General features: G+C 71.8%; 22 protein-coding genes and 4 pseudogenes. 19 read left to right on the top strand and 7 right to left on the bottom strand.

Features of this window, described 5'->3' with window-relative positions; genetic code table 11:
* Positions 1-9: 9 nt before the first annotated feature.
* Positions 10-1,412 (top strand): annotated as a pseudogene (locus BJF79_RS44035) (NAD-dependent malic enzyme).
* Positions 1,413-1,415: 3 nt separating this feature from the next.
* Here BJF79_RS44035 and BJF79_RS44030 read toward each other — a convergent pair.
* Complete coding sequence (locus tag BJF79_RS44030) at positions 1,416-2,072, bottom strand: hypothetical protein (RefSeq protein WP_075906494.1); 657 nt, start codon at positions 2,070-2,072, stop codon at positions 1,416-1,418.
* Between the two features lie 255 nt (positions 2,073-2,327).
* On the opposite strand from BJF79_RS44030, the gene BJF79_RS44025 reads away from it, so the two are divergent.
* The 3 genes and pseudogenes from BJF79_RS44025 to BJF79_RS44015 all read left to right on the top strand — a co-directional run bounded on the left by BJF79_RS44025 (position 2,328) and on the right by BJF79_RS44015 (position 5,104).
* Positions 2,328-2,903: a YqgE/AlgH family protein gene (locus BJF79_RS44025; RefSeq protein ID WP_075906492.1), complete on the top strand. Its 576-nt coding sequence runs from the start codon at positions 2,328-2,330 to the stop codon at positions 2,901-2,903.
* 10 nt (positions 2,904-2,913) lie between these two features.
* Positions 2,914-3,177 (top strand): DUF3039 domain-containing protein, encoded by a 264-nt coding sequence (locus tag BJF79_RS44020; RefSeq protein ID WP_187357144.1) that lies wholly within the window; start codon positions 2,914-2,916, stop codon positions 3,175-3,177.
* A 176-nt stretch (positions 3,178-3,353) separates the two neighbouring features.
* A pseudogene (locus BJF79_RS44015) lies at positions 3,354-5,104 on the top strand (DEAD/DEAH box helicase).
* Between the two features lie 85 nt (positions 5,105-5,189).
* On the opposite strand, the gene BJF79_RS44010 reads toward BJF79_RS44015, so the two are convergent.
* From BJF79_RS44010 to BJF79_RS44000, 3 genes are all read right to left on the bottom strand, one after another.
* A complete protein-coding gene (locus BJF79_RS44010; protein WP_262403467.1) occupies positions 5,190-5,558 on the bottom strand; it encodes a gluconokinase in 369 nt (122 codons plus the stop codon).
* A 153-nt stretch (positions 5,559-5,711) separates the two neighbouring features.
* Positions 5,712-6,293: an isochorismatase family protein gene (locus tag BJF79_RS44005; RefSeq protein WP_075906488.1), complete on the bottom strand. Its 582-nt coding sequence runs from the start codon at positions 6,291-6,293 to the stop codon at positions 5,712-5,714.
* An 81-nt stretch (positions 6,294-6,374) separates the two neighbouring features.
* Positions 6,375-7,712, bottom strand: a complete 1,338-nt coding sequence (locus tag BJF79_RS44000) for a nicotinate phosphoribosyltransferase (RefSeq protein WP_075906486.1) — start codon at positions 7,710-7,712, stop codon at positions 6,375-6,377.
* A gap of 136 nt (positions 7,713-7,848) precedes the next feature.
* Between BJF79_RS44000 and clpS the strand changes: the two genes are divergently transcribed.
* The 9 genes from clpS to BJF79_RS54745 all read left to right on the top strand — a co-directional run bounded on the left by clpS (position 7,849) and on the right by BJF79_RS54745 (position 13,540).
* A complete protein-coding gene (gene clpS, locus BJF79_RS43995) occupies positions 7,849-8,145 on the top strand; it encodes an ATP-dependent Clp protease adapter ClpS (protein ID WP_143220916.1) in 297 nt (98 codons plus the stop codon).
* Positions 8,145-8,714 carry a DUF2017 domain-containing protein gene (locus BJF79_RS43990; protein WP_075906482.1) on the top strand — a complete coding sequence of 190 codons (570 nt, stop codon included), beginning with the start codon at positions 8,145-8,147 and terminating at the stop codon, positions 8,712-8,714. The genes clpS and BJF79_RS43990 overlap by 1 nt, the downstream gene beginning before the upstream one ends.
* Positions 8,715-8,799: 85 nt before the next feature.
* On the top strand, positions 8,800-9,231 hold the full coding sequence (locus tag BJF79_RS43985) for a Mov34/MPN/PAD-1 family protein (protein ID WP_075906480.1): 432 nt from the start codon (positions 8,800-8,802) through the stop codon (positions 9,229-9,231).
* A 24-nt stretch (positions 9,232-9,255) separates the two neighbouring features.
* Entirely contained in the window at positions 9,256-9,405 is a 150-nt protein-coding gene (locus BJF79_RS56690) for a hypothetical protein (RefSeq protein ID WP_158079482.1), read from the top strand.
* Positions 9,406-9,490: 85 nt separating this feature from the next.
* On the top strand, positions 9,491-9,763 hold the full coding sequence (locus tag BJF79_RS43980) for a MoaD/ThiS family protein (RefSeq protein ID WP_075906526.1): 273 nt from the start codon (positions 9,491-9,493) through the stop codon (positions 9,761-9,763).
* 35 nt (positions 9,764-9,798) lie between these two features.
* Complete coding sequence (locus BJF79_RS43975; RefSeq protein WP_075906478.1) at positions 9,799-10,746, top strand: PLP-dependent cysteine synthase family protein; 948 nt, start codon at positions 9,799-9,801, stop codon at positions 10,744-10,746.
* Positions 10,747-10,913: 167 nt separating this feature from the next.
* The gene (locus BJF79_RS43970) at positions 10,914-11,726 is read left to right on the top strand and encodes a thioesterase family protein (RefSeq protein WP_075906476.1); all 813 of its coding nucleotides are present in this window, start codon (positions 10,914-10,916) and stop codon (positions 11,724-11,726) included.
* 269 nt (positions 11,727-11,995) lie between these two features.
* Positions 11,996-12,778, top strand: coding sequence for a transposase (locus tag BJF79_RS43965; RefSeq protein WP_075906474.1), 783 nt, complete (start codon positions 11,996-11,998; stop codon positions 12,776-12,778).
* A gap of 75 nt (positions 12,779-12,853) precedes the next feature.
* On the top strand, positions 12,854-13,540 hold the full coding sequence (locus tag BJF79_RS54745; protein WP_316043565.1) for a hypothetical protein: 687 nt from the start codon (positions 12,854-12,856) through the stop codon (positions 13,538-13,540).
* On the opposite strand, the gene BJF79_RS43955 is transcribed toward BJF79_RS54745, so the two are convergent.
* Positions 13,440-14,216: a GntR family transcriptional regulator gene (locus BJF79_RS43955; protein ID WP_075906470.1), complete on the bottom strand. Its 777-nt coding sequence runs from the start codon at positions 14,214-14,216 to the stop codon at positions 13,440-13,442. The genes BJF79_RS54745 and BJF79_RS43955 overlap by 101 nt on opposite strands.
* A gap of 217 nt (positions 14,217-14,433) precedes the next feature.
* Here BJF79_RS43955 and BJF79_RS43950 point away from each other — a divergent pair, with 217 nt between their 5' ends.
* Together BJF79_RS43950 and glgB are read left to right on the top strand one after the other, a co-directional pair.
* Positions 14,434-14,652 (top strand): hypothetical protein, encoded by a 219-nt coding sequence (locus BJF79_RS43950; RefSeq protein ID WP_075906468.1) that lies wholly within the window; start codon positions 14,434-14,436, stop codon positions 14,650-14,652.
* Positions 14,653-15,051: 399 nt separating this feature from the next.
* A pseudogene (gene glgB, locus BJF79_RS43945) lies at positions 15,052-17,018 on the top strand (1,4-alpha-glucan branching protein GlgB); the annotation flags it as partial.
* Between the two features lie 186 nt (positions 17,019-17,204).
* Here the strand turns inward: glgB and BJF79_RS67950 are convergent.
* Positions 17,205-17,942: pseudogene (locus BJF79_RS67950) on the bottom strand (serine/threonine-protein kinase); the annotation flags it as partial.
* A 314-nt stretch (positions 17,943-18,256) separates the two neighbouring features.
* Between BJF79_RS67950 and BJF79_RS43935 the strand changes: the two are divergent.
* On the top strand, positions 18,257-18,691 hold the full coding sequence (locus BJF79_RS43935; protein WP_158079481.1) for a sterol carrier family protein: 435 nt from the start codon (positions 18,257-18,259) through the stop codon (positions 18,689-18,691).
* Between the two features lie 94 nt (positions 18,692-18,785).
* The gene (locus BJF79_RS43930; protein WP_158079480.1) at positions 18,786-19,424 is read left to right on the top strand and encodes a LamG domain-containing protein; all 639 of its coding nucleotides are present in this window, start codon (positions 18,786-18,788) and stop codon (positions 19,422-19,424) included.
* Between the two features lie 65 nt (positions 19,425-19,489).
* On the opposite strand, the gene BJF79_RS43925 is transcribed toward BJF79_RS43930, so the two are convergent.
* Positions 19,490-19,861, bottom strand: a complete 372-nt coding sequence (locus BJF79_RS43925; RefSeq protein ID WP_075906464.1) for a DUF4190 domain-containing protein — start codon at positions 19,859-19,861, stop codon at positions 19,490-19,492.
* Positions 19,862-19,999: 138 nt separating this feature from the next.
* Here BJF79_RS43925 and purF point away from each other — a divergent pair, with 138 nt between their 5' ends.
* Both purF and purM read left to right on the top strand, forming a co-directional pair.
* The gene (purF, locus tag BJF79_RS43920; RefSeq protein WP_143220911.1) at positions 20,000-21,454 is read left to right on the top strand and encodes an amidophosphoribosyltransferase; all 1,455 of its coding nucleotides are present in this window, start codon (positions 20,000-20,002) and stop codon (positions 21,452-21,454) included.
* Positions 21,451-22,455, top strand: a complete 1,005-nt coding sequence (purM, locus tag BJF79_RS43915) for a phosphoribosylformylglycinamidine cyclo-ligase (protein ID WP_075906462.1) — start codon at positions 21,451-21,453, stop codon at positions 22,453-22,455. The genes purF and purM overlap by 4 nt, the downstream gene beginning before the upstream one ends.
* Positions 22,456-22,561: the final 106 nt, after the last annotated feature.

Genomic DNA, 22,561 nt, shown 5'->3' with positions numbered 1-22,561 from the left:
GCAGCTGTCGTGGCGAGCGTGCCCAGCGTTTCGTACTCCATCACCGTCCGGCTGGAGGTTCCGGCCGGTGGAAAGGCCGTAAGCCAGATCACCCACGTGGTGGAGAACGCGGGCGGCATCGTCACAGCGCTCGACGTGAACACCGCCGGGCACGAGACGCTCCGCATCGACGTGACGATCGCGACCCGCGACACCCAGCACGCCGAGGCGATCGCCGCCGCGCTGGAGCAGCTCGACGCCATCAAGATCCACAAGGTCAGCGACCGCACGTTCCTGATGCACCTCGGCGGCAAGATCGAGATGTCGTCGAAGGTGCCGCTGCGCAACCGCGACGAGCTGTCGATGGCCTACACGCCCGGCGTCGCGCGCGTGTCCCTCGCGATCGCCCGCAACCCCGAGGACGTCCGGCGGCTGACGATCAAACGCAACAGCGTCGCCGTCGTCACCGACGGTTCGGCCGTCCTCGGTCTCGGCAACATCGGCCCGGAGGCCGCGCTGCCGGTCATGGAGGGCAAGGCGGCCCTGTTCAAGCGGTTCGCCGGGATCGACGCGTGGCCGATCTGCCTCGACACGCAGGACACCGACGAGATCGTCCGGACCGTGCAGATCCTCGCGCCCGCGTTCGGCGGCATCAACCTCGAAGACATCTCCGCGCCCCGCTGCTTCGAGGTCGAGGCCCGGCTGCGCGGGCTCCTCGACATCCCCGTCTTCCACGACGACCAGCACGGCACCGCGATCTGCGTGCTGGCCGCGCTGACGAACGCGCTGCGCGTCGTCGGCAAGGACCTGTCGTCCGTCCGCATCACGATGGCGGGCGCGGGCGCCGCGGGCAGCGCGATCCTGAAGCTGCTGATGCACGCGGCGCCCGCGACCTGATCGTCTGCGACTATCTCGGTGCCGTGCACCGGGGCCGCGACGACCTCGACGACTCGCTGCGCTGGATCGCCGAGAACACCAACGCCGACGGCTACGCGGGCGACCTGCGCGGCGCCGTCAAGGACGCCGACGTGTTCGTCGGCGTGTCCGCCCCCGGCATCCTCACCGGCGACGACATCGCGACGATGAACGACGGCGCGATCGTCTTCGCGCTCGCCAACCCGGAGCCGGAGGTGTCGCCGGACGAGGCGCGCGAGCACGCCGCCGTCGTCGCGACCGGCCGCAGCGACTACCCGAACCAGATCAACAACGTGCTGGCGTTCCCCGGTGTCTTCCGCGGCCTCCTCGACGCCCAGGCGGACGGCGTCACCCTCGACATGCTCGCCGCGGCCGCCGCCGCGCTCGCCGAGGTGGTCACGCCGGAGGAGATCGGCCCGAACTACATCGTCCCGAGCGTGTTCCACCCGGACGTCAGCTCCCGCGTCGCGGGCGCCGTCCGGGAGGCGGCCGGCGGGCGGCCCCGCACGGAGGCGTGACGCCTACTTCTCCAGCATCTTCTCCTTGCGGCGCGGCCACACGCCCCCGTACCAGAAGATGATCAGGCCGGTGACCAGGGCGGCGAAGGCGGTGGCGCCGCGCGCCCACAGCAGCCCGTCGTCCTGGCCGGTGTAGGGCAGTTCGGACGGGTCGTCGCCGGGCGCCCCCGCGCCGGTGCAGTTCGCCTCGACGGTCTCGGCCGCGATCCGCTCGTTCGCCCACGCGACCCGCACCTGGGTGCGGCGGTCCTCGCGGACCTCGACGTCCACGGTCCGCGACTCGCCCGCGCCGAGCCGTCCGGGGACCGCGGCGGTGTCGTCGTTCTTCTCGATGCTGAAGTCGGCGGGCCGCGAACCGGTGTTGCGGATCCGCACGGGCACCGTCCGCGCCGGGCACGACACCGACCCGATCTCCGCCGTCAGCGCCGCGCCGCCTCCGGCGGCCGGCTGCTTCGACGGCTTCTCGGACGGCTTGTCGGACGGCTTCGGCGACTCGCTCGCCGATCCGGACGGCGACGCCGAGCCCGACGGGGACGGCTCGGTCGTCCGGCTCGACGCGGGCGCCGCGGCCTGTGAGTCGTCCCCGATCAGCGAGGGGATCGCGATCAGCGCCGCGAGGGCGAAGAACACGGCGGCGATAACGAGCCTGGGCAACTGCATCGCTGTCCTCCCCGGGCCCGCGCGACGCCGCGGGCGGCCGATGTTCCTACGTCATTCTTAACGCGTGCTCTCGCCGCCCGTCGATAGAAATGCTCGACTTGCTCACCGCTCGGGTCGGAATCCGCCGCCCGACGACGGGTTTGTCGGTGTCTCGACCACGGACGATATGACTGGTCGGATTCGTTCTACCGATCAGAGACGCCAACGCGAGAGGAGACGTGCCGCCGGGGGTCGGCGCAACGCATGATGGAACCCATGGAAGACGGCATCAGGGTGGGGCTACTGCTCGTCGCGACCCCTCAGCTGGAGGATCCCAACTTCAAGCGCAGCGTGGTCCTGCTGGTCGAGCACGACTTCGACGGCGGCACGCTCGGCGTCGTCCTCAACCGGCCGACCGAGGTCCCGGTCGACCGCGTGCTCCCGCCGTGGGCCGAACTCGTCACCGGACCGTCCGTGGTGTTCCAGGGCGGGCCCGTGGCGCTCGACAACGCCCTCGCCCTCGCCCGCCTCCCGGGCGAGGACGAGCCGCTCGGCTGGCGCGCCCTCGACGGCGGCGCCGAGGTCTCCCGCGTCGGCCTCGTCGACCTGGAGGCCCCGCCGGGCCTGCTGGCGGCCGAACTGCTGCAGCTGCGGGTGTTCGCGGGCTACGCCGGCTGGTCCGCCGGGCAGTTGCGCACGGAGGTCGAGGAGGGCGCGTGGTACCTGGTGCCCGCCGAGGCCGGCGACGTGTTCGACTCCGACCCTGACCGGTTGTGGCAGAACGTCCTGCGCAGGCAGGGCGGCGACCTGGCGTTCGTCTCCACGTACCCTGAGGACCCGACCCTGAATTAAGGTGAATGACGTGAGCACGAAGATCCTTCCCGACGGCGACACCCAGACAGATGTACGGCCGGATCTGTCGCACGGTGACGGCGACCACGAGCGGTTCGCCCATTACGTGAAGAAGGCGAAGATCACCGAGAGCGCGGTGAGCGGCACGCCGGTGATCGCCCTCTGCGGCAAGGTGTGGGTGCCGAACCGCGACCCGAAGAAGTACCCGGTGTGCCCGGAATGCAAGGAGATTTACGAATCCATGCAGGGCGGCAAGGACAAGAAGGACGACTGACCGTCGAGGGTCGCGCGTCCCGTCCCGCTCGGACACGCCGGACACGCCCGGGCCGGGGCCCGGGCGTGTCGGCCGGTCGCGGTGTGGATCGCGGCACAGGTTGGGCCCGCGGGGCGCGATCTGTCGGTGTTGGTATGTAGCCTGCTATGACCGTGAGCACCTTCGCCGCACCGAGCATGCCCCCCGCGTTCCCCGAACGGGCCGCCTGGGGGACGGCGTCGTCCCTGCGCGCCTGGCAGCAGCAGGCGCTGGAAGCCTATTTCGGCACCGACGGGCAGCAGCCCGGCCCGCGCGACTTCCTCGCCGTCGCGCGCCCGGCGCGGGCAAGACGACGTTCGCGCTGCGGCTGGCGCGCGAGCTGATGGAGCGGCGGGCCGTCGTGTCGGTGACCGTCGTGTGCCCCACCGAGCACCTGAAGCGGCAGTGGGCCGAGTCGGCGGCGCGGGTCGGCATCAAGCTCGACCCCGAGTGGCAGAACAGCAGCGGTCCCGTCGGTAAGGACTTCCACGGCGTCGCGGTGACGTACGCGACGGTCGCGGCCCGTCCCGCGCTCCACCGGAACCGGACGGAGACCCGCAAAACACTCGTGATCTTCGACGAGGTGCACCACGCCGGGGACGGCCTGTCGTGGGGCGACGCGGTGCGGGAGGCGTTCGAACCGGCGGCGCGGCGGCTGTCGCTGTCGGGCACCCCGTTCCGGACCGACATCAACCCCATCCCGTTCGTCGAGTACGAAGAGGGATCGGACGGCATCCGGCGGAGCCGCGCCGACTACACCTACGGGTACGGGCCCGCGCTGGCCGACGGCGTCGTCCGTCCGGTGATCTTCCTGGCGTACGCGGGGGAGATGCGGTGGCGCACCCGCGCGGGCGACGAGATCACCGCGACGCTCGGGGAGCCGCTCACCCAGGACCAGACGGCGCAGGCGTGGCGCGCGGCGCTGGACCCGAAGGGCGACTGGATCAAGCAGGTCATCGCCGCCGCCGACCGGCGGCTGACCGAGCTGCGGCGGGCCATCCCGGACGCGGGCGGCCTCGTCATCGCGACCGACCACGAGACCGCGCGCGCCTACGCGAAGATGCTGCGCGCGGTGACCGGCCAGGGCGCGACGATCGTCCTGTCGGACGACCCGGGCGCGTCGAAGAAGATCAAGCAGTTCAGCGAGACCGAGGACCGCTGGATGGTCGCCGTCCGGATGGTGTCGGAGGGCGTCGACATCCCGCGCCTGGCCGTCGGCGTGTACGCGACGTCGACGAGCACGCCGCTGTTCTTCGCGCAGGCGATCGGCCGTTTCGTCCGGGCGCGCAAGCGGGGCGAGACGGCGTCGGTGTTCCTGCCATCGGTGCCGACCCTGATGGGGCACGCGGCCGAGCTGGAGGAGGAGCGCGACCACGTGCTCGACCGTCCGGTCCGCGAGGACGGCCTGGACGACGACCTCATCGCCGAGGCGAACAAGAAGCAGGACACGCCGGACGTCGGGGAGGAGCTCCCGTTCGAGACGGTCGAGGCGTCCGCGACGTTCGACCGGGTGCTGTACGACGGCGGCGAGTTCGGCATGCACGCGACGCCCGGGTCGGCCGAGGAGGAGGAGTACCTCGGCATCCCGGGGCTGCTGGAGCCCGACCAGGTGTCGGCCCTGCTGCGCAAGCGGCAGGCGGAGCAGCTCGCGGGGGTGCGCAAGAACAAGACGGGCGACCCGCGCGCCGACCGCGCCGACCGGACCGCCGCCGAGGACATCGCCGCGCTGCGCCGCGAGCTGAACGGCCTGGTCAACGCCTGGAACCACCGGACCGGGCAGCCGCAGGGCGTGATCCACAACGAGCTGCGCCGCAGCTGCGGCGGCCCGCCGGTCGCGCAGGCGAGCGCGGAGGAGATCCGGGCCCGGATCGCGAAGATCCGCGAGTGGGCCGCCCGCCGCCGCGGCTGACGCGCCGCGTCCGAGGCCACGGAACCGCCCGCGTGCTCGCGCGCCGTACGCCCCCCGCATGGGTGCGCGACGGGTCGTGCGGGGGTCAGCGGCCGACGGCCGTCAGGATCCGGTCGACGATCTCCTCGGGCGTCCCGGTGACGGGGACGGTGATCGTGTCCTCGTCGGGGCCGGGCCGCTCGTAGTCGGCGAACTGGCTGTCGAGCAGCTCCGGCTTGAAGAAGTGCCCCTTGCGCTCCCGCATCCGCGCGGCGATCGTGTCGCGGTCGCCGTCCAGCAGGACGAGCCGGACGCAGTCGCGGCCGTCGAGCAGCACGTCGCGGTAGACGCGCTTGAGGGCCGAGCAGGTGACGACGCCCGGTTTCCCGGCGCGGATCCGGCCGTCCATCCAGTCGCCGATCGAGCGCAGCCACGGCATGCGGTCGGCGTCGGTGAGGGGCGTCCCGGCGCGCATCTTGGCGATGTTCTCGGGGGAGTGGAAGTCGTCGGCCTCGGCGTAGTCCCAGCCGAGCGTTCGGCGAGCAGGGTGCCGACGGTGGTCTTCCCGCTGCCGGACACACCGGCGACCAGGATGATTTCTGGGGGGTTCACGTCATTTGCCACGGTTTCAGGATTTCACCACCGGTGCGCCGGCGAGCGCGACGCCCTCCCGGGCCAGTTCGTCCAGGGCCCGGTCGGTGGTCTCCTTGGCGACCCCGGCGGTCAGGTCGAGCAGGACGGTCGTGCGCAGGCCGCCGCGGGCGGCGTCGACGGCGGTGGCGCGGACGCAGTGGTCGGTGGCGATGCCGACGACGTCGACGGTGTCGACGCCGTGGGCGGCGAGCCAGTCGGCGAGCGGGACGTCGTCGTCGGTGGCGCCCTCGAAGCCGCTGTAGGCGGCGGTCTCGCGGCCCTTGCTGAACACGGCCTCGATGTCGGCGAGGGCGAGGTTGTCGTGGAAGTCGGCGCCCGGGGTGCCGATCACGCAGTGCGGCGGCCAGGTGTCCACGAAGTCGGGTTCGTCGGAGAAGTGCCCGCCCGGGTCGAGGTGGAAGTCCCGGGTGGCGACGATGTGCGCGTATTCGGCGCGTCCGGCCGTCAGGTGCGCGGAGATGGCGGAGGCGACGCCCGCGCCGCCCGCGACGGCGAGGGAACCGCCCTCACAGAAGTCGTTCTGCACGTCCACGATGATCAGAGCCTTCTTGCCCATGACCGCTCCCGTCCCGGTTCCGCGGATCCTCCCCCGACATCTTGGACGCTATCCCAGTCCCGGACGGGACGGAACCGCCGGTCAGGGGCGTGGGCCGTCGTCGACGAACTCGGTGGGCAGGGCGGGCTCGCCGCGCGACAGCTGGACGGCCGTCGCGGGCAGTTCCGCGACCGTGCGGGCGTGCCGGTCGCGCGCGTCCCGCAGCGGCTCGCGTCCGACGACCTCGCCGTCCCGGACGAGCGGGACCTGCAGCACGCGGTCCCGGGGCCCGGGCGCGGGCACCCCGGTGGAGATCGTCTCCGCGTAGGCGGTGCCGTGCGGGTCGACGCGCCGCACCGCGGCCTTGCGGCCGCCCCGGCTCGGCTTGCCCGCCGACCGCTTCGCGACCGGGCGCATCGGCGCGTCGGCGTCCGGGCCGTCGGCGCGGGCGACGAGCTTGTAGACCAGCGAGGCCGTCGGGGCGCCGGAGCCGGTGACCAGGGACGTGCCGACGCCGTAGCCGTCGACGGGCGCGGCGGCGAGGGCGGCGATGCCGTACTCGTCCAGGTCGCCGGTGACGACGATGCGGGTGTCGCGCGCGCCGAGGGAGTCGAGCTGGTCGCGGACGCGCCGGGCCATGACCCCGAGGTCGCCGGAGTCGATCCGGACGGCGCCGAGCGCGGGCCCGGCGAGTTCGACGGCGGTCCGGACGGCCCGTTCGACGTCGTACGTGTCGACGAGGAGCGTCGTGGATTCGCCCAGCGACGCGAGTTGCGCCTCGAACGCGTGCCGTTCACTGTCGTGCAGGAGCGTGAACGAGTGCGCGCTCGTGCCTGCTGTGGGCACACCGTAAAGTCGTCCGGCTTCGAGGTTGGACGTGGTGGCGAACCCAGCGATGTAGGCTGCGCGCGCCGACGAGACGGCCGAACGTTCATGTGCGCGGCGCGAACCCATCTCGATGAGGGGGCGGCCCTGCGCGGCCTGCACCATCCGGGACGCGGCGGACGCGATCGCGCAGTCGTGGTTGAGGATCGACAGCACGACCGTTTCGAGCAGGACCGCCTCGGCGAACGTCCCCTCGACCCGCAGGATCGGCGATTCCGGGAAGTAGCAGTCGCCTTCGGGATAGCCCCAGACGTTCCCGGCGAAGCGGAACTTCTCCAGCCATTGCGCCGTGGGTTCGTCGACGATGCCGTTCGAGGCGAGCCAGTCCAGTTCGTCCGGTCCGAAGCGGAACGCCTCGATCGCGTCGAGGATCCGCCCGGTGCCCGCGACGACGCCGTAGCGGCGTCCCGCCGGGAGGCTGCGGGCGAACACCTCGAACACGGCGCGGCGCCCGGCCGTCCCGCTGCGCAGCGCCGCCTGCAGCATCGTCAGCTCGTACCGGTCGGTCAGCAGCGCGGTGCCGCGCCCCTCGCCGGGAGCCGTTTCGCCGATCATTCCCTCGCCCACGTCCACAAGTGGCACCCTAAGGCTCGGTGCGGGCACCATGGACCGTGAGGCCGGTGCACCTAGCATCGGAGGCTATGGGCGGACCGATCTCGCGAGCGAGGGGGAGACGCAGGTCATGAGCGCCATGAGCACGGCGCCCGCACCGGTCGAGCTGGAGCGGCCGGACGTCGAGGAGGAGACGCGCGCCGACCGGCCCTGGCTGGCGATCGTCTGGAACGACCCGATCAACCTCATGTCGTACGTCACGTACGTGTTCCAGGCCGTCTTCGGCTACGGGAAGCCGAAGGCCGAGAAGCTGATGCTGGACGTCCATCACAAGGGCCGGGCCGTGGTGGCCAAGGGCACCCGCGAGGAGATGGAACGGGACGTTGAGATCCTGCACTCCTACGGGTTGTGGGCGACAGTGAAGCGGGACGACTGATGGCCGACGTCCGCAGGACGCGCGCCGGCCTGCGGGTCCGGCTGGCGGCGGAGGAGACCGCGCTGCTGCGCTCGCTGATGGAGCAGATGCTCGCGCTGATCGGCGAGCCGTCGCCGGGTTCGCAGAACAAGGATCCGGACGATCCGCTCGCTTCGCTCGGTATCTCCGCGGAGGCGGTGAAACCGGACGATCCGGTGCTCGCGCGGCTGTTCCCCGACGCCTACGGCGATCCCGGCGCCGAGGCGGGCCGCGACGAGGCGGAGGCCGCTGGGGACTTCCGCCGCTACACCGAGCTGGGGCTGCGCGACGGCAAGCGCGACGCGGCCGCGACGGTGCTGAAGGCGCTCCCGGACGGGGGCGGCGCGATCGTCCTGGACGCCGAGGCGGCGCAGGTGTGGCTGCGCGCGCTGAACGACGTCCGGCTGGCGCTCGGCACCCGGCTGGAGATCAGCGAGGAATGGTACGACGAGGCCGTCCACCTCGACCGGGACGATCCGCGCACCCCGATGTTCGCCGCGTACGACTGGCTCACGATGCTGCAGGAGAGCCTGGTCCAGGCGCTGCTCTGACCCCGAGCGGCGCGCCGGGGCGAAGTTATCCACAGGTCGGAACTCGGCGCGGAACGCCGGACGGCCGCCGGGTAGCCTTCGAAACATGCTGACGATCGAGCGTTCCCTGGTCGACCGGATCGTCGCGCACGCGCGCGCCGACCATCCCGACGAGGCCTGCGGGGTCATCGCCGGCCCGATCGGGTCCGACCGTCCCGTCCGGTTCATCGAGATGGTCAATGCCGAGCGCTCGCCGACGTTCTACCGGTTCGACTCCAAGGAACAGTTGAAGGTGTGGAACGAGATGGACGACCGCGACGAGGAACCGGTGGTGATCTACCACTCGCACACCGCCACCGAGGCGTACCCGTCGCGGACCGACATCTCCTACGCGCAGGAGCCGAACGCGCACTACGTCCTGGTCTCCACCCGCGAGGAGGACGACGTCGAGTTCCGCTCGTACCGGATCCTGGACGGCGAGGTCACCGAGGAAGAGGTCGCGATCGTCGACTCCTACCCGGTCTCCGCCGGGGCGTGACGGGCGCTACCGAGGGCGATGGTCGTGACCGGTAAAGTGGGCGTCATGTGGACGAGCGGGAGCAGAACGGGCGCGCGGCGCCGCGTCCCGTCCGCCGTGGTGCCACCCGTGCAGAGCTTCCTGTTCGGGCACTCGCGCGCCGAGGTCGTCTACGACTGTTCGCCGACGCGCTGATCCTCGCCTGGAATTCCCGCGCTCCCCGCCCTGTTGCAACGGCTTGGGCGGGGAGCCCCCGTACGACCATAAGGAGATCATCGCGATGGCGATCGAGGTCCGGATCCCGACGATCCTGCGCAATCTCACCGGCGGCGCCAAGTCCGTGGAGGGCAAGGGCGGCACGCTGGACGAACTGTTCACCGACCTGGACTCGCGGCACGACGGCCTGCGCGGCCGCCTGGTGGACGACAAGGGCCTGCGCAAGTTCGTGAACGTCTACCTCAACGACGAGGACGTGCGCTTCCTCGGCGGCCTGGACACCGAGGTCTCCGACGGCGACAGCGTCACCATCCTCCCGGCCGTCGCCGGCGGCTGAGCCGGCCGCGGACGACAACGGAGACGACGAACGACATGCGTTTCGAGTCGCTGCTGGACTCGCTCGGCGGTACGCCGCTGGTCGGGCTGCCCAGGCTGTCGCCGAGCGAGGACGTCCGGCTGTGGGCGAAGCTCGAAGACCGCAACCCGACCGGCTCGGTGAAGGACCGGCCCGCCTTCTACATGATCGACAAGGCGGAGAAGGACGGGCTGCTGACACCGGGCTGCACGATCCTCGAGCCGACGTCCGGCAACACCGGCATCTCGCTCGCCATGGTCGCGAAGCTGCGCGGCTACCGGATGGTGTGCGTGATGCCGGAGAACACCTCGGCGGAGCGCCGCCAGCTGCTGGAGATGTGGGGCGCGCAAATCATCCCCTCGCCCGCGGCGGGCGGGTCGAACGAGGCGGTCCGCGTCGCCAAGGGCCTGGCGGCCGAGCACCCCGACTGGGTGATGCTGTACCAGTACGGCAACGAGGCGAACGCGCTCGCGCACTACGAGACGACCGGGCCGGAGATCCTCGCCGACCTGCCGACCGTGACGCACTTCGTGGCGGGGCTCGGCACCACCGGGACGCTGATGGGCGTCGGCCGCTACCTGCGCGAGCAGGTGCCCGACGTCAAGATCGTCGCGGCGGAGCCGAGGTACGGGGAGCTGGTGTACGGGCTGCGCAACATCGACGAGGGGTTCATCCCCGAGCTGTACGACGACTCGGTGCTGACGACCCGGTTCTCGGTGGGCTCCGCGGACGCGCTGCGCCGCACCCGCGAGCTGCTGGAGCAGGAGGGCATCTTCGCGGGCATCTCGACCGGCGGCGCGTTGCACGCCGCGATCGGGATGGCGCGCAAGGCCGTCAAGGCCGGGGAGCGGGCCGACATCGTGTTCGTCGTGGCCGACGGGGGCTGGAAGTACCTGTCCACGGGCGCCTACGGCGGCACGCTGGAGGAGGCGGAAGCGGCCCTGGAGGGCCAGCTCTGGGCCTGATCCCCGCGGATCCGTCGCCCGGCACCGCAGCTATGTCAGTGGCGTGACGCTACTCATATGGGCGGTCCGCCCGGCACCCGGTATGGTTCGGTTTCGAACGCGATTCTAGAACCGGCCCGGTCCGGGCGGACGCCCGCCGCCGACGCGGGAGAGCAGGGAGTGCAGCAATGAGCGGGTTCGCGGACGCCACCGCGGTAAGGCGGATCGACGAGGGCCGGTACGCGGTCGACATCGACCCGGGCTACTGCATCGGCGAGGCCCCCAACGGCGGCTACCTGATGGCCCTGCTCGGCCGCGCCGCCGTGGACGCCTCCCCGCACGCGCACCCCGTCTCGACCGCGACGAACTTCATGCGCGTCGCGAAGGCCGGCGCCCCCGCCGAGATCGTCGTCGAACCGCGCAAGGAGGGCCGCACCGCCGCGTCGTCCCTGGTCAGCCTCGTCCAGGACGGCAAGCGCATCGTGGACGCGCTCGTCACCACCGGCACCCTCGCCGACGGCATCGACCCCGACTGGGTCGGCGACGGGCCCGCCGTGCCGCTGCCGCCCCTCGACGACTGCACCGGCGCGCGTCCGCCCGGCACCGGCAAGCACGGCTTCGCCGACCAGGTCGACATGCGCCTCGACCGCTCCACCATCGGCTGGCTCGACGGGCGGCCCAGCGGCCGTCCCGAGGTCCGCGCCTGGTTCCGGCTCCCCGACGGGCACGAGCCCGACGCGTACGTCCTCGCGCTCGCCGTGGACGCGCTCCCGCCCGTCTCGCTCAACCTCGGCTCGAACGGCTGGGCCCCGACCGTCGAGCTGACCTGGCACATGCGCGCCGTCCCCGCGCCCGGCTGGCTGGCCCTGCACGGCTCCGGGCGGCTGCTGACCGGCGGCTGGTTCGACGAGGAGGTCGAGGTGTGGGACTCGGCGGGACGGCTCGTCGCGCAGAGCCGCCAGCTCGCGCGCGTCCCCAAGGCGGCCTTCAAGACCCTCTAGCGAGGAATCCCGGTCGTTCACGGCCGGGAGGAATCGCTTCCTCGGCCTCGCGGCGCGAAGCACCGCAATCACTCCACCCGCCAGAACCCCGGTAGTCGGAAACTGCGTACATCCCGTGAGCAGGTCCACCGCCTGCGGATCTCACACCGGCCGAACAACACCAAAAACAACAACAAAAGGCATGGAATCGACATCGCCTGCCTTTCGGGCTTTTTGGAGAATTGCTGAAACCGGCCACGGTGTCGCCGCTGCGCTGTCATGATGCCGGTGTGAAGCTCGTGGTGCAGGTGAAGCTGTGCCCGGACGCCGCCACGGAGGCGGCGTTGCGGGAGACGCTGCACGCCCGCGACCGGGCCGCCAACCACGCCTCCCGCCGCGCGTTCGACACCGGCATCACCGGCAGGACGGGCCTGCAGCGCCTGGTGTACCGCGAACTCAAAGAGATGGGCCTGTCGGCGCAGCCCGCGATCCACGCCGCGCGCAAGACCGCCGGGGCCTACGCCACCCTGGCCGAGAACCTTAAGGCCGGGCACTGCGGACCGCAGGGGGCCAGACGGCGCCGGGCGGTGGAGGGCAAACCGGTCCGGTTCCGCAAGGACGCCGCCCAGCCGTTCGACGACCGTTCGCTGTCCTGGCGGCTCGACGCCGGGACGGTGTCGATCTGGACGGTGCGAGGCCGCTTGCCCGGCATCGCGTTCCAGTGCTCGCCCGCACAGCTTGAACTCCTCACCGAGCATCGACGCGGCGAGTCCGACCTGGTGTACCGGGGCGGGAACTGGTACCTGTACGCCACCTGCGACATCCCCGAGCCCGATATCGCCGACCCGGCGAACGGGTTCCTGGGGATCGATCTGGGGATCGTCAACATCGCCACCACCTCCGACGGCACCGTCCACGCCGGAAAGCACCTCAACCAGGTCCGGCACCGCAACCGCCGCCTGCGCAAGAAGCTGCAGAAGAAGGGCACCAAGTCCGCCAGACGGCGGCTGCGGCACCTGGCGGGCCGTGAGGCCCGCTTCGCGGCGAACACCGACCACTGCGTCTCCAAGTAGATCGTGACCGAGGCTCAACGCGCGTTCGGGGTGACCGAGGTCCCGGCGGACGAGCTGCGCTCCCGGGTCGCGGACATGGACGACCACCTGTCGCAGGTCAGCGCGGCCGTGCCGGACCTGCGCCCGTACACCGCCGCGATCCGCGACGTGTTCGCGCGGTGCGCGGCGAACGCGCGCCCGCTGCCGTTCCAGCGCGTCCACGGCGACTACCACCTGGGGCAGGCGATGCGGACCGGCACCGGCTGGGTGCTGCTGGACTTCGAGGGCGAGCCCGCCCGGACGCGCGGGAGCGGCGGGCGCTCGGGCACCCGCTGCGGGACGTCGCGGGGATGCTGCGCTCGTTCGAGTACGCCGCGCGGTACCTGCAGAGCGCGGAGGGCGGCGACGCGCCCCCGGCGGCGGCCGAGGCCGTCGAGCAGCGGGCGCGGGCGTGGTCGGAGCGGAACCGGGCGGCGTTCTGCCGCGGGTACGCGGCGGCGGGCGGCCCCGACCCGGTGGCGCACGCCGGGCTGCTGCGGGCGCTGGAGCTGGACAAGGCCGTGTACGAGGTCCGGTACGAGGCGCGCAACCGCCCGTCCTGGCTGCCCGTCCCGCTGCGCACCCTGGACCGGCTCGCCGGTTAGCGGTCGCCGGGCAGCGGCCACCGGTCCCCGGTCGCCGGTCAGAGGTCGATGGCGTAGTCGAGGACGACGCGGTCGGCGGGCAGCACGATGTCGCGGCAGACCTCCATCACGTCCTCGCCCGACAGCAGCCGGCGGGTGATCGCGAGGACGGGCACGCCGCCGCTCATCCGGAGCGTCTCGGCCTCCTCGGGGGTCGGCATCCGCGACCGGACGGACTCCTCGACGCGCGTCGGCGGGTGCCCGAGGAAGGCGAGCTGCGCGAGCGTCCCGCCGGGCCACGGCTCCCGGGCGGGGTCGGCGACCGGGGTGCCGCCCACCAGGTCCCACGGCAGGAAGTTCACCGAGATCTGCTGCGGTTCGCCGCGCGCGTAGTGGACGAACCGGCGGCGGAGCAGTTCGGTCCCGGCGGGCAGTTCGAACAGTGCGCCCAGTTCGGGGTCGGCGCGGACCCGGGTGAACTCGGTGTCGAGCCGGTACTCCGCCCAGCTGATCTTCTGGTCGCGGGTGAACGTCGTCTGCGGCTCGGCGGGGGGCCGCGGCGCCGGTCCGGCGGGGGCGACCGCGCGGTAGCGGTCCATGGCGACGCGGCGGGCGGGCGGCCGGATCCGGACGACCGTGCCGCCGCCGCGGCGGGTCTCGACGAGGCCTTCGCCGCGCAGCAGCGCGATGGCCTGCCGGACGACGATCTCCGAGACGCCGTGCGTCCGCCGCAGCTGCGCCATGGTCGGCAGCCGCGATCCCGGCGGAAGGCCGCCGTCCCGGATCCCTTCTCGCAGCGTGTCGGCGATGCGCAGATAGGCGGGACGGTCCGGCACGGGCGTCCACCTCCCCTTCTCCCGGCGCGCCCCGCCGCTGCGCGGTGGCGGCGCGGCGCTCGATCCGGCGTTCGATTCTCGGCCGCCCCTCTTGTCCCTTCCATACCTGTTCGGCGCTATCCGCGGGGGCACGGTCCGCTTACGGACAGCTTGACACCTCTCAGACCGAGTAAGACTTTTGTATACAGAAAGCCGCCTCGGGGAAAGGACGACCTTGATGGGCGACTTCGATGATCTGAAGACGGCCATCGAGAGCGAGTTTCCGGGCTGGCAGGTCTGGCGCAGCGATGCGGGCCGCTGGTACGCGACCCGCAGCGGAGACCTCAGCGACGCCCAACTGCAGGCGGGATATGCGATGACGGTGGCCGCGGACGACTCGGCGGGGCTGCGCGCGCTGCTGCGCGAGCAGACCGGAGAGGGGCGCGGCGACCGGTGACGCGGACGGGGGGGACCGCCTCGGCCCGGCCCGTGCGCGGGGCCGGACCGGGCCGGGACGGGCCGATACGACAGGTACTTGTGTCGCCGGAGTGACACGAAAGTGGAGCCCGTGGCGGAGGGGTCGATGTAACCGCTGGGGCCAGGTAGACGTGACCGTACGGGCGGCGCCTTCCGCGCGACCCCAAAACAAAGAGTGGCGGCGCCCGTACGGTCGCAACATTCCACTGCCGGAACCGTCCCAAGACGGTGCATCACGCCCGTTCGCAACCCCCGCCTCCTGAACGGATCGCAATGTGTTGGAAAGGGGTCGGTCCGCACATGTGAAACGGGCCGATCTCGGGGCACTCATTCCTGTGGAAGCGGCAACAGGGACGGGGACCGAGGAGGCCATGACGCCATGGCGCGGGTGACGCACGCGGAGATCGACCGGCTCGTCGGCGGCGACCACCATGATCCGCACGGTGTCCTCGGCGCCCATCCGGGCCGCTCGGGCGTCACCGTCCGGGCGCTGCGGCCGCTCGCCGAACGGGTCGAGGTCGTCCTGCCGAACGGCGACCGGCACCCGCTGCGGCACGTCCACCAGGGCGTGTTCGCGGGCACCCTGCCGATCGGCTCGTCGCTGTCGGGCGACGACGAGGACGAGGCGCCGCTCGCGGTGCCCGACTACCGGCTCGCCGTCACCTACGGCGACGGCTACGAGAACGTCCAGGACGACCCGTACCGGCACCTGCCGACGCTCGGCGAGCTGGACCTGCACCTGATCAGCGAGGGACGGCACGAGGAGCTGTGGCACGCGCTCGGCGCGCGCGTCCGCACCTACACCTCGTCGTTCGGCCAGGTCACCGGCACCGCGTTCGCCGTGTGGGCGCCGACCGCGCGCGGCGTCCGGGTCGTCGGCGACTTCAACCACTGGGACGGGCGCACCCGATGCGCTCGCTCGGCTCGACGGGCGTCTGGGAGCTGTTCGTCCCGGGCGTCACCGACGGCATGTGCTACAAGTTCGAGATCCTCGGCGCCGACGGGAACCGGCGCAGCAAGGCCGACCCGATGGCGCGGTACACCGAACCCCCGCCGGCGACCGCGTCCCGCGTGTTCACCTCGTCCTACGAGTGGGGCGACGCCGAGTGGATGGACGCCCGCAAGCAGCACGACTGGCTGCACGAGCCGATGAGCGTGTACGAGGTCCACCTCGGCTCTTGGCGTCCCGGCCTCGGCTACCGGGAGCTCGCAGACGAACTCACCACGTACGTCAAGGACATGGGGTTCACGCACGTCGAACTTCTGCCCGTCACCGAACATCCCTACGGGCCGTCCTGGGGCTACCAGGTGACGTCCTACTACGCGCCCACGTCCAGGTTCGGGAATCCGGACGACTTCCGGCACCTCATCGACCGGCTGCACAAGGCGGGCATCGGCGTCCTCATGGACTGGGTCCCGGCCCACTTCCCCAAGGACGAGTGGGCCCTGGCCCGGTTCGACGGCACCGCCCTGTACGAGCACGACGACCCGGCGCGCGGCGAGCACCCCGACTGGGGGACGCTCGTGTTCAACTACGGCCGCGCCGAGGTCCGCAACTTCCTCGTGGCGAACGCGTCGTTCTGGCTGGAGGAGTTCCACATCGACGGGCTCCGCGTGGACGCCGTCGCGTCGATGCTGTACCTGGACTACTCCCGGGAAGAGGGCGGCTGGACCCCGAACGTGTACGGCGGACGGGAGAACCTGGAGGCCATCTCCTTCTTGCAGGAGATGAACGCAACGGTCTATAAGCGCAACCCTGGAATCATCACCGTCGCCGAGGAATCGACCGCATGGCCCGGAGTGTCCCGGCCGACGCACCTGGGCGGGCTCGGGTTCGGGTTCAAGTGGAACATGGGGTGGATGCACGACACGCTGGAGTACCTGCGTCACGAACCGGTGTTCCGGCACTACCACCACAACGAGATCACGTTCTCGCTGATGTACGCGTTCTCGGAGAACTACGTCCTGCCCCTGTCGCACGACGAGGTCGTCCACGGGAAGGGGTCGCTGCTCAGCAAGATGCCGGGCGACGCATGGCAGAAGTTCGCCGGGCTGCGCGCGCTCCTGGCCTACATGTGGTCGCACCCCGGCAAGCAACTGCTGTTCATGGGCCAGGAGTTCGGGCAGGGCGCCGAATGGGCCGAGGAACGCCCCCTGGACTGGTGGCTGCTGGAGAACGCCGCCGAGGGCGCGAACCACCTCGGCCTGCAGAAACTCGTCCGCGACCTCAACCTCGCCTACCGCGAGGAGCCCGCGCTGTGGACGCGCGACAGCGACCACGAGGGGTTCCGCTGGATCGACGGGAACGACGCGGGCGGCAACACCCTGTCGTACCTGCGGTACGGGACGTCCCCCGAGACCGGCACGGGGGCGGGCGCGGGGGCGGGGGCGGGCATGGCGCCGGTGGCGTGCGCGCGGCTCGGTCACGAGGGAGGCGGGCATCCGCCCGGCGAGGGGCCCGGCCTCGTCGAGGAGGCGTTCGAGCAGGCCCTTGGCGGTCGGACGGGCCGCCGGGTCCTTGGCGAGCGCGTCGGACAGCACGCCGCGCAGCGCGTCGGGCACCGCGGACAGGTCCGGTTCGTCGTACATGACCTTCTGCATCGCCTCGGAGGGCGAGCCGTCCCCGAAGGGGGTCGTGCCGGTCGACGCGAACAGCAGCGTCGCGGCCCACGCGAAGACGTCCGCCGCCGGACCGGCGCCCAGGCCGCTCAGCTGCTCCGGGGCCCGGTAGGAGGGGTTGTCGGTCGTCAGGCCCGCAGGGACGGCGTTGACGGCCTCCAGCGCGCGCGCCACACCGATGTCGCACACCTTGGGGCCGTCCCGTCCCAGGAGGACGTTCGCGGGCTTCAGGTCGTGGTGCAGCGCGCCCGCGCGGTGGACGGCCGCCAGCGCGACCGCCAGGCCCACCGCGAGGCGTTCGACGACCGCGCCGCCGCGCGGGCCCTCCTCGTCGACGAGCTGCTGGAGCGACGGGCCGTCCACGAACTCGCTGACCACGTACGCGCGGTCGTCCTGCACGTCGGCGTCGAGGATCGCGGCCGTGCAGAACCCGGAGATCCGGCGCGCGGCGTCGAACGCCGCGGTGAACCGCGTCCCGGCGCCCGGGTCGCCGCTCAGCCGCACGTGCAGCAGCTTCACCGCCACCGTCCGTCCGGCGGGGCCGGTGCCCCGGAACACGGCGCCCTGCTCGCCGACGCCGAGCCTGCCCGTGATCTCGTACGAGCCGAGTCTTCGCGGGTCACCAGGCTGCAGGGGCAGCGCGTCGGGCATCTGACGAACCTCCGTGTCCTCCGGGGAGCGAGTTCGCCGCCACCCCGTCCTTTCACTCCCCGCCTGGCATCCGGTCCTTTTTTACCGTCATTTCGGGCGGCTCGTGTCTTTTGGGGGACGCCCCCCGGGCCGCGGGCGATGATCCTCGCCCGTCGCGGCCGGCCGGGGTACCTCCGCGGGACGGTCCCCGGACCGTCCGGCGGCCCGCGCCCGGTGAGCGCTCCAGCCGCCCGGGAGCGTAGGCGCACCGGGCGAACCGCGCAAAAAGCCCGGGTGAGAGACCTGATCGTTGCTCGGCGCGGTAGCTTCGGTGCGTGCCCCGGACATCCCTGACCGCCGCGAGCCTGAACGAGCAGCGCACCGCGTTCGGCCTCCCGCCCTACACGGGCGGGGACGAGGCCGCCGACCTGCGGCGCGCCGCCTTCGAGACCGTCGTCGCCGCGGGCGAGGACGGGGCCGGGGCGTCGCGCCCAGTCCTGCGGGGCGCGGTGCGGCACCTGCTGGACGTCCTGGCGGAGCGCGCGCCCGGACGGTCGGTGGAGGTGCGGGTCCCGCCGCACGCGGCCGTGCAGTGCATCGAGGGGCCGCACCACAAGCGCGGCACCCCGCCGAACGTCGTCGAGATGGACGCGGCCACCTGGATCGGGCTGGCGACCGGACGCCTTCCCTGGGCGGACGCCGTCGCGGACGGACGAGTCCGTGCCAGCGGCGCGCGCGCGGACCTGTCGTCCTATCTGCCCCTGGAGTAGTGCTCCGATTCGGGTCTTGCCAGTGCGGTCACTCGCTGGGAGCGTGGTCACCACTGGCCGGTCGGGGGCATGCCCCCGATCTATGGAGGACGCCATGCTCGTCGCGCACTGGACGTTCGACGTCGAGACCGTCGAGGGGCGCCGGGTGCACGTCGCCGACGGCGCCGCACCGGACGCCGAACTGGACGAGGTCGCCGAGATCGTCCCCGGACGGGACGGGGAGGCGCTGGCCCTCGGCACACACGCGCGCGCTGTGATCCCTGCCGCACCCCAGTTGGTCTTCAGCCAGTTGTTCGGGTTCTCGGTGGCCTTCTCCGTGAACGTGACCGAGGAACCCACCGGGGAGTGGCGCAGCCTCCTCTACAAGCCCTGCGGGGAGAACGACGCGCGTGGGCTGGGCCTGTGGCTTTACCCGGACGCCATGCGGCTGCGCCTCCAGTTGTTCACCGCCGCCGGCCCCGACTACATGGACAGCCGCACGCACCTGACGGCCGGGGAGTGGACCCACGTCGCGTTCGTCGTAAACACCCAGGGGATGTTCCTGTACGTGAACGGCGAGCAGGACGTTGCCGAGTCCCTGGACGAGCCGGTGGTCACACCCGCGGGCCCCATCCTCCTCGGCAGCGAACAGACCAAACCGGGGTTCGGCGGTCTGATCGATGACCTCCGCGTATACGCGTCGGGGCTCGACGCCGAGGCCGTCCGGGCGCTTGCAGGGCAGGGACCGTCCTGAGGTGTGCCTGGGCCTGCCCGGGGTCTGCCTGGGCCAGGCCTGCCTGAGACGTGCCTGGGGCCTTCCTAAGGCGTGATGGTCGAGCGGGCGAAGGGGAACTCGCGCTCGACGCAGTAGCGGCGATCGTTCGAGCTCGGGTACCGGGTCTCGTCACCGCACTCCGCGGCCTTGCTCAGCAGGAAGTACAGGGCGAGGCCGCCGGTGACGAGCGCCGCCGCGGAGAGGATCACGCCGACGACGGCGGGCCAGCGGTCGGCCTCGTGCCGGGCCAGCGAGACGGACCCAAGGACGAGCCCCACGATCGCGGGGACCACCCCCAGCAGGCACACGGCCAGCCCCAGGAGCCCGACGATCCCGAGCACCAAAGAACCGCGCGCGAGCCTGCTGTGCGGGCGCGGGGCGGGGGGTGTGTAGGTCTGGTACCCAGGCAGTGCCATCCGGTCCTCTCCGTCTCCTCCTTGTCTCCCGCCATACATTTCCTTGCGGAGCCTGAAGCCCGTGGTTGCAGGGGGTAAAGGTCCTTTAAGGAGATCCGGCGATACGAGCAGGTGAACGTGGCATCTAGACTGGCGGGCGTGCCTCTCCGTGATGGACGTCTGAGCCACGAAATCGATCCCACCGACCGCCCCCCGCAGGACGCCTGTGGGGTGTTCGGCGTCTGGGTCCCACCGGACCAGACGACCAAGGCGGAGGTGAGCAAGCTCACCTACTACGGTCTGTACGCGCTTCAGCACCGTGGGCAAGAGTCCGCGGGCATTGCCGTGAGCGACGGTTCTCGTATCGTCGTCTTCAAGGACATGGGTCTCGTGGCCCAGGTCTTCGACGAGTCGGTGCTGAACACGCTGCGCGGACACATCGCCGTGGGCCACTGCCGGTACTCCACGACGGGCTCGCCCACATGGGAGAACGCGCAGCCCACGTTCCGTCCGACCGACTCGGGCGGGCTCGCGCTCGTCCACAACGGCAACCTGATCAACACCCGGGAACTCTCCGAGGACCTCCCGTCCGGGACGCTGACCGCGACCACCGACACCGAGGTCCTGACGGCGCTGCTGTGCGCCCGCGAGGGCGGCCCGCTGGAGGCGGCGCGGCAGGTGCTGCCCGCCGTCCGCGGCGCGTACTCGCTGGCCTTCATGGACGAGAACACCCTCTACGCCGCCCGCGACCCCGAGGGCATCCACCCGCTCGTCCTCGGCTCCCTGGAGGGCCACGGCGGCTGGGTCGTGGCGTCCGAGACCGCGGGCCTCGACATCGTCGGCGCCCGGTTCGTCCGGGAGATCGAGCCCGGCGAGATGATCGCGGTCGACGGAGACGGCGTCCGCTCCGAGCGGTTCGCCGAGGCCCGCCCCAAGGGCTGCCTGTTCGAGTACGTGTACCTCGCCCGCCCCGACACCTCGATCGCCGGGCGCAGCGTCCAGGCCACCCGGGTGGAGGTGGGCCGCCGCCTGGCCCTGGAGCACCCGGTCGAGGCCGACATGGTCATCCCGACGCCCGAGTCGGGGACCCCGGCCGCGATCGGCTACGCCGAGGCGTCCGGCATTCCCTACGGGCAGGGGCTCGTCAAGAACTCCTACGTCGGCCGGACGTTCATCCAGCCGTCCCAGACGATCCGGCAGCTCGGCATCCGGCTGAAGCTGAACCCGCTGCGCGAGGCGATCGAGGGCAAGCGCCTCGTCGTCGTCGACGACTCGATCGTCCGCGGCAACACCCAGCGCGCGATCGTCGGGATGCTGCGGGACGCGGGCGCCGCCGAGGTGCACGTCCGCATCTCCAGCCCGCCCGTCGCGTGGCCCTGCTTCTACGGCATCGACTTCGCCACCCGCGCCGAGCTGATCGCCGGGAACCTGTCGGTGGAGGAGATCCGCGACTCCATCGGCGCCGACTCGCTCGGGTACATCTCCCTGGACGAGCTGATCTCCGCGTCGCACATCGCCAAGGACAAGCTGTGCCGGGCCTGCTTCGACGGGGTCTACCCCATCGAGGTGCGGCAGACCGAGCGCGGCAAGCACCTGCTGGAGGCCGGTCGATGACCTCCTACGAGGCCGCCGGCGTCGACATCGCCGCCGGTGAGCGCGCCGTGGAGCTGATGAAGTCGCGGGTGGCGCGCTCGCGCCGTCCCGAGGTCGTGGACGACGCCAGCGGCTTCGCCGGGCTCTTCGACGCCTCGGCCTTCCTGCGCTACAAGCGGCCCCTGCTCGCGACCTCCACCGACGGCGTCGGCACCAAGGTCGACCTCGCGCGCCGCCTCGGGATCTACGACACCGTCGGGCACGACCTCGTCGGCATGGTCATCGACGACCTCGCCGTCTGCGGGGCCGAACCGCTGTTCATGACCGACTACATCGCGTGCGGCAAGGTCGTTCCCGAACGGATCGCCGACATCGTCGGCGGCATCGCCGACGCGTGCGTCCTCGCGGGCTGCGCCCTCGTCGGCGGCGAGACCGCCGAGCACCCGGGCCTCCTCGAGGCCGACGAGTTCGACATCGCCGGCGCCGGTACGGGCGTCGTCGAAGCCGACGACATCCTCGGCTCCGAGCGTGTGCGCGCGGGCGACGCCGTCATCGCCATGGCCTCGTCCGGAGTGCACTCGAACGGATACTCGCTCGTCCGGCACATCCTCGCGACCACGGACCTCACCCTGGAGTCCCACCCGGACGAACTGGACCGTTCTCTGGGCGAGGAACTCCTCACCCCCACCCGCATCTACGCGAGGGACTGCCTCGCCCTGACGGCGGCCGGGGGCGTCCACGCGTTCGCGCACATCACCGGAGGCGGCCTCGCCGCCAACCTGGCCCGCTCCCTGCCCGCGAACACCGAAGCCGTGATCGACCGCTCGTCCTGGGAGATCCCGCCGCTCTTCCGGGTGCTCCAGGCGCACGGTGACGTCCCGCAGGCGGAGATGGACAAGACGTTCAACCTCGGCGTCGGCATGGCCGCCGTCGTCGCCCCCGACGCCGCCGACGCGGCCCTGCGGCTGCTCGCCGGACGCGGCGTCCCCTCCTGGCTCCTAGGCGAGATCGTCGCGCGCTAGCCCAGTGCCCCGGGTTCGTTGATCTGCGGCGTGTTGCCCTAACTCGGTCCGCATAAGGCAACACGCCGCAGATCAACTTCGGGGGCGGACGGCGGGCCAGGTGGGT

It is taken from the genome of Actinomadura sp. CNU-125 (assembly GCF_001942465.1).
In the GTDB taxonomy this organism is placed as follows: Bacteria; Actinomycetota; Actinomycetes; order Streptosporangiales; family Streptosporangiaceae; genus Spirillospora.
The sequence above is the reverse complement of the archived record's forward strand: the minus strand, read 5'-3'. Positions and strand labels throughout refer to the sequence as shown.

Coding starts and splice junctions, on each gene's coding strand:
- BJF79_RS43925 (WP_075906464.1), bottom strand. CDS start 19,861: ATGGCACTGCCTGGGTACCAGACCTACACACCCCCCGCCCCGCGCCCG.
- BJF79_RS54745 (WP_316043565.1), top strand. CDS start 12,854: ATGGACGACCACCTGTCGCAGGTCAGCGCGGCCGTGCCGGACCTGCGC.
- BJF79_RS43985 (WP_075906480.1), top strand. CDS start 8,800: ATGCTGACGATCGAGCGTTCCCTGGTCGACCGGATCGTCGCGCACGCG.
- BJF79_RS43975 (WP_075906478.1), top strand. CDS start 9,799: ATGCGTTTCGAGTCGCTGCTGGACTCGCTCGGCGGTACGCCGCTGGTC.
- BJF79_RS44030 (WP_075906494.1), bottom strand. CDS start 2,072: ATGCAGTTGCCCAGGCTCGTTATCGCCGCCGTGTTCTTCGCCCTCGCG.
- purM (WP_075906462.1), top strand. CDS start 21,451: ATGACCTCCTACGAGGCCGCCGGCGTCGACATCGCCGCCGGTGAGCGC.
- BJF79_RS43980 (WP_075906526.1), top strand. CDS start 9,491: ATGGCGATCGAGGTCCGGATCCCGACGATCCTGCGCAATCTCACCGGC.
- clpS (WP_143220916.1), top strand. CDS start 7,849: ATGAGCACGGCGCCCGCACCGGTCGAGCTGGAGCGGCCGGACGTCGAG.
- BJF79_RS43950 (WP_075906468.1), top strand. CDS start 14,434: ATGGGCGACTTCGATGATCTGAAGACGGCCATCGAGAGCGAGTTTCCG.
- BJF79_RS44010 (WP_262403467.1), bottom strand. CDS start 5,558: ATGCGCGCCGGGACGCCCCTCACCGACGCCGACCGCATGCCGTGGCTG.
- BJF79_RS44005 (WP_075906488.1), bottom strand. CDS start 6,293: ATGGGCAAGAAGGCTCTGATCATCGTGGACGTGCAGAACGACTTCTGT.
- BJF79_RS43930 (WP_158079480.1), top strand. CDS start 18,786: ATGCTCGTCGCGCACTGGACGTTCGACGTCGAGACCGTCGAGGGGCGC.
- BJF79_RS44025 (WP_075906492.1), top strand. CDS start 2,328: ATGGAAGACGGCATCAGGGTGGGGCTACTGCTCGTCGCGACCCCTCAG.
- BJF79_RS43990 (WP_075906482.1), top strand. CDS start 8,145: ATGGCCGACGTCCGCAGGACGCGCGCCGGCCTGCGGGTCCGGCTGGCG.
- BJF79_RS44000 (WP_075906486.1), bottom strand. CDS start 7,712: ATGATCGGCGAAACGGCTCCCGGCGAGGGGCGCGGCACCGCGCTGCTG.
- BJF79_RS43970 (WP_075906476.1), top strand. CDS start 10,914: ATGAGCGGGTTCGCGGACGCCACCGCGGTAAGGCGGATCGACGAGGGC.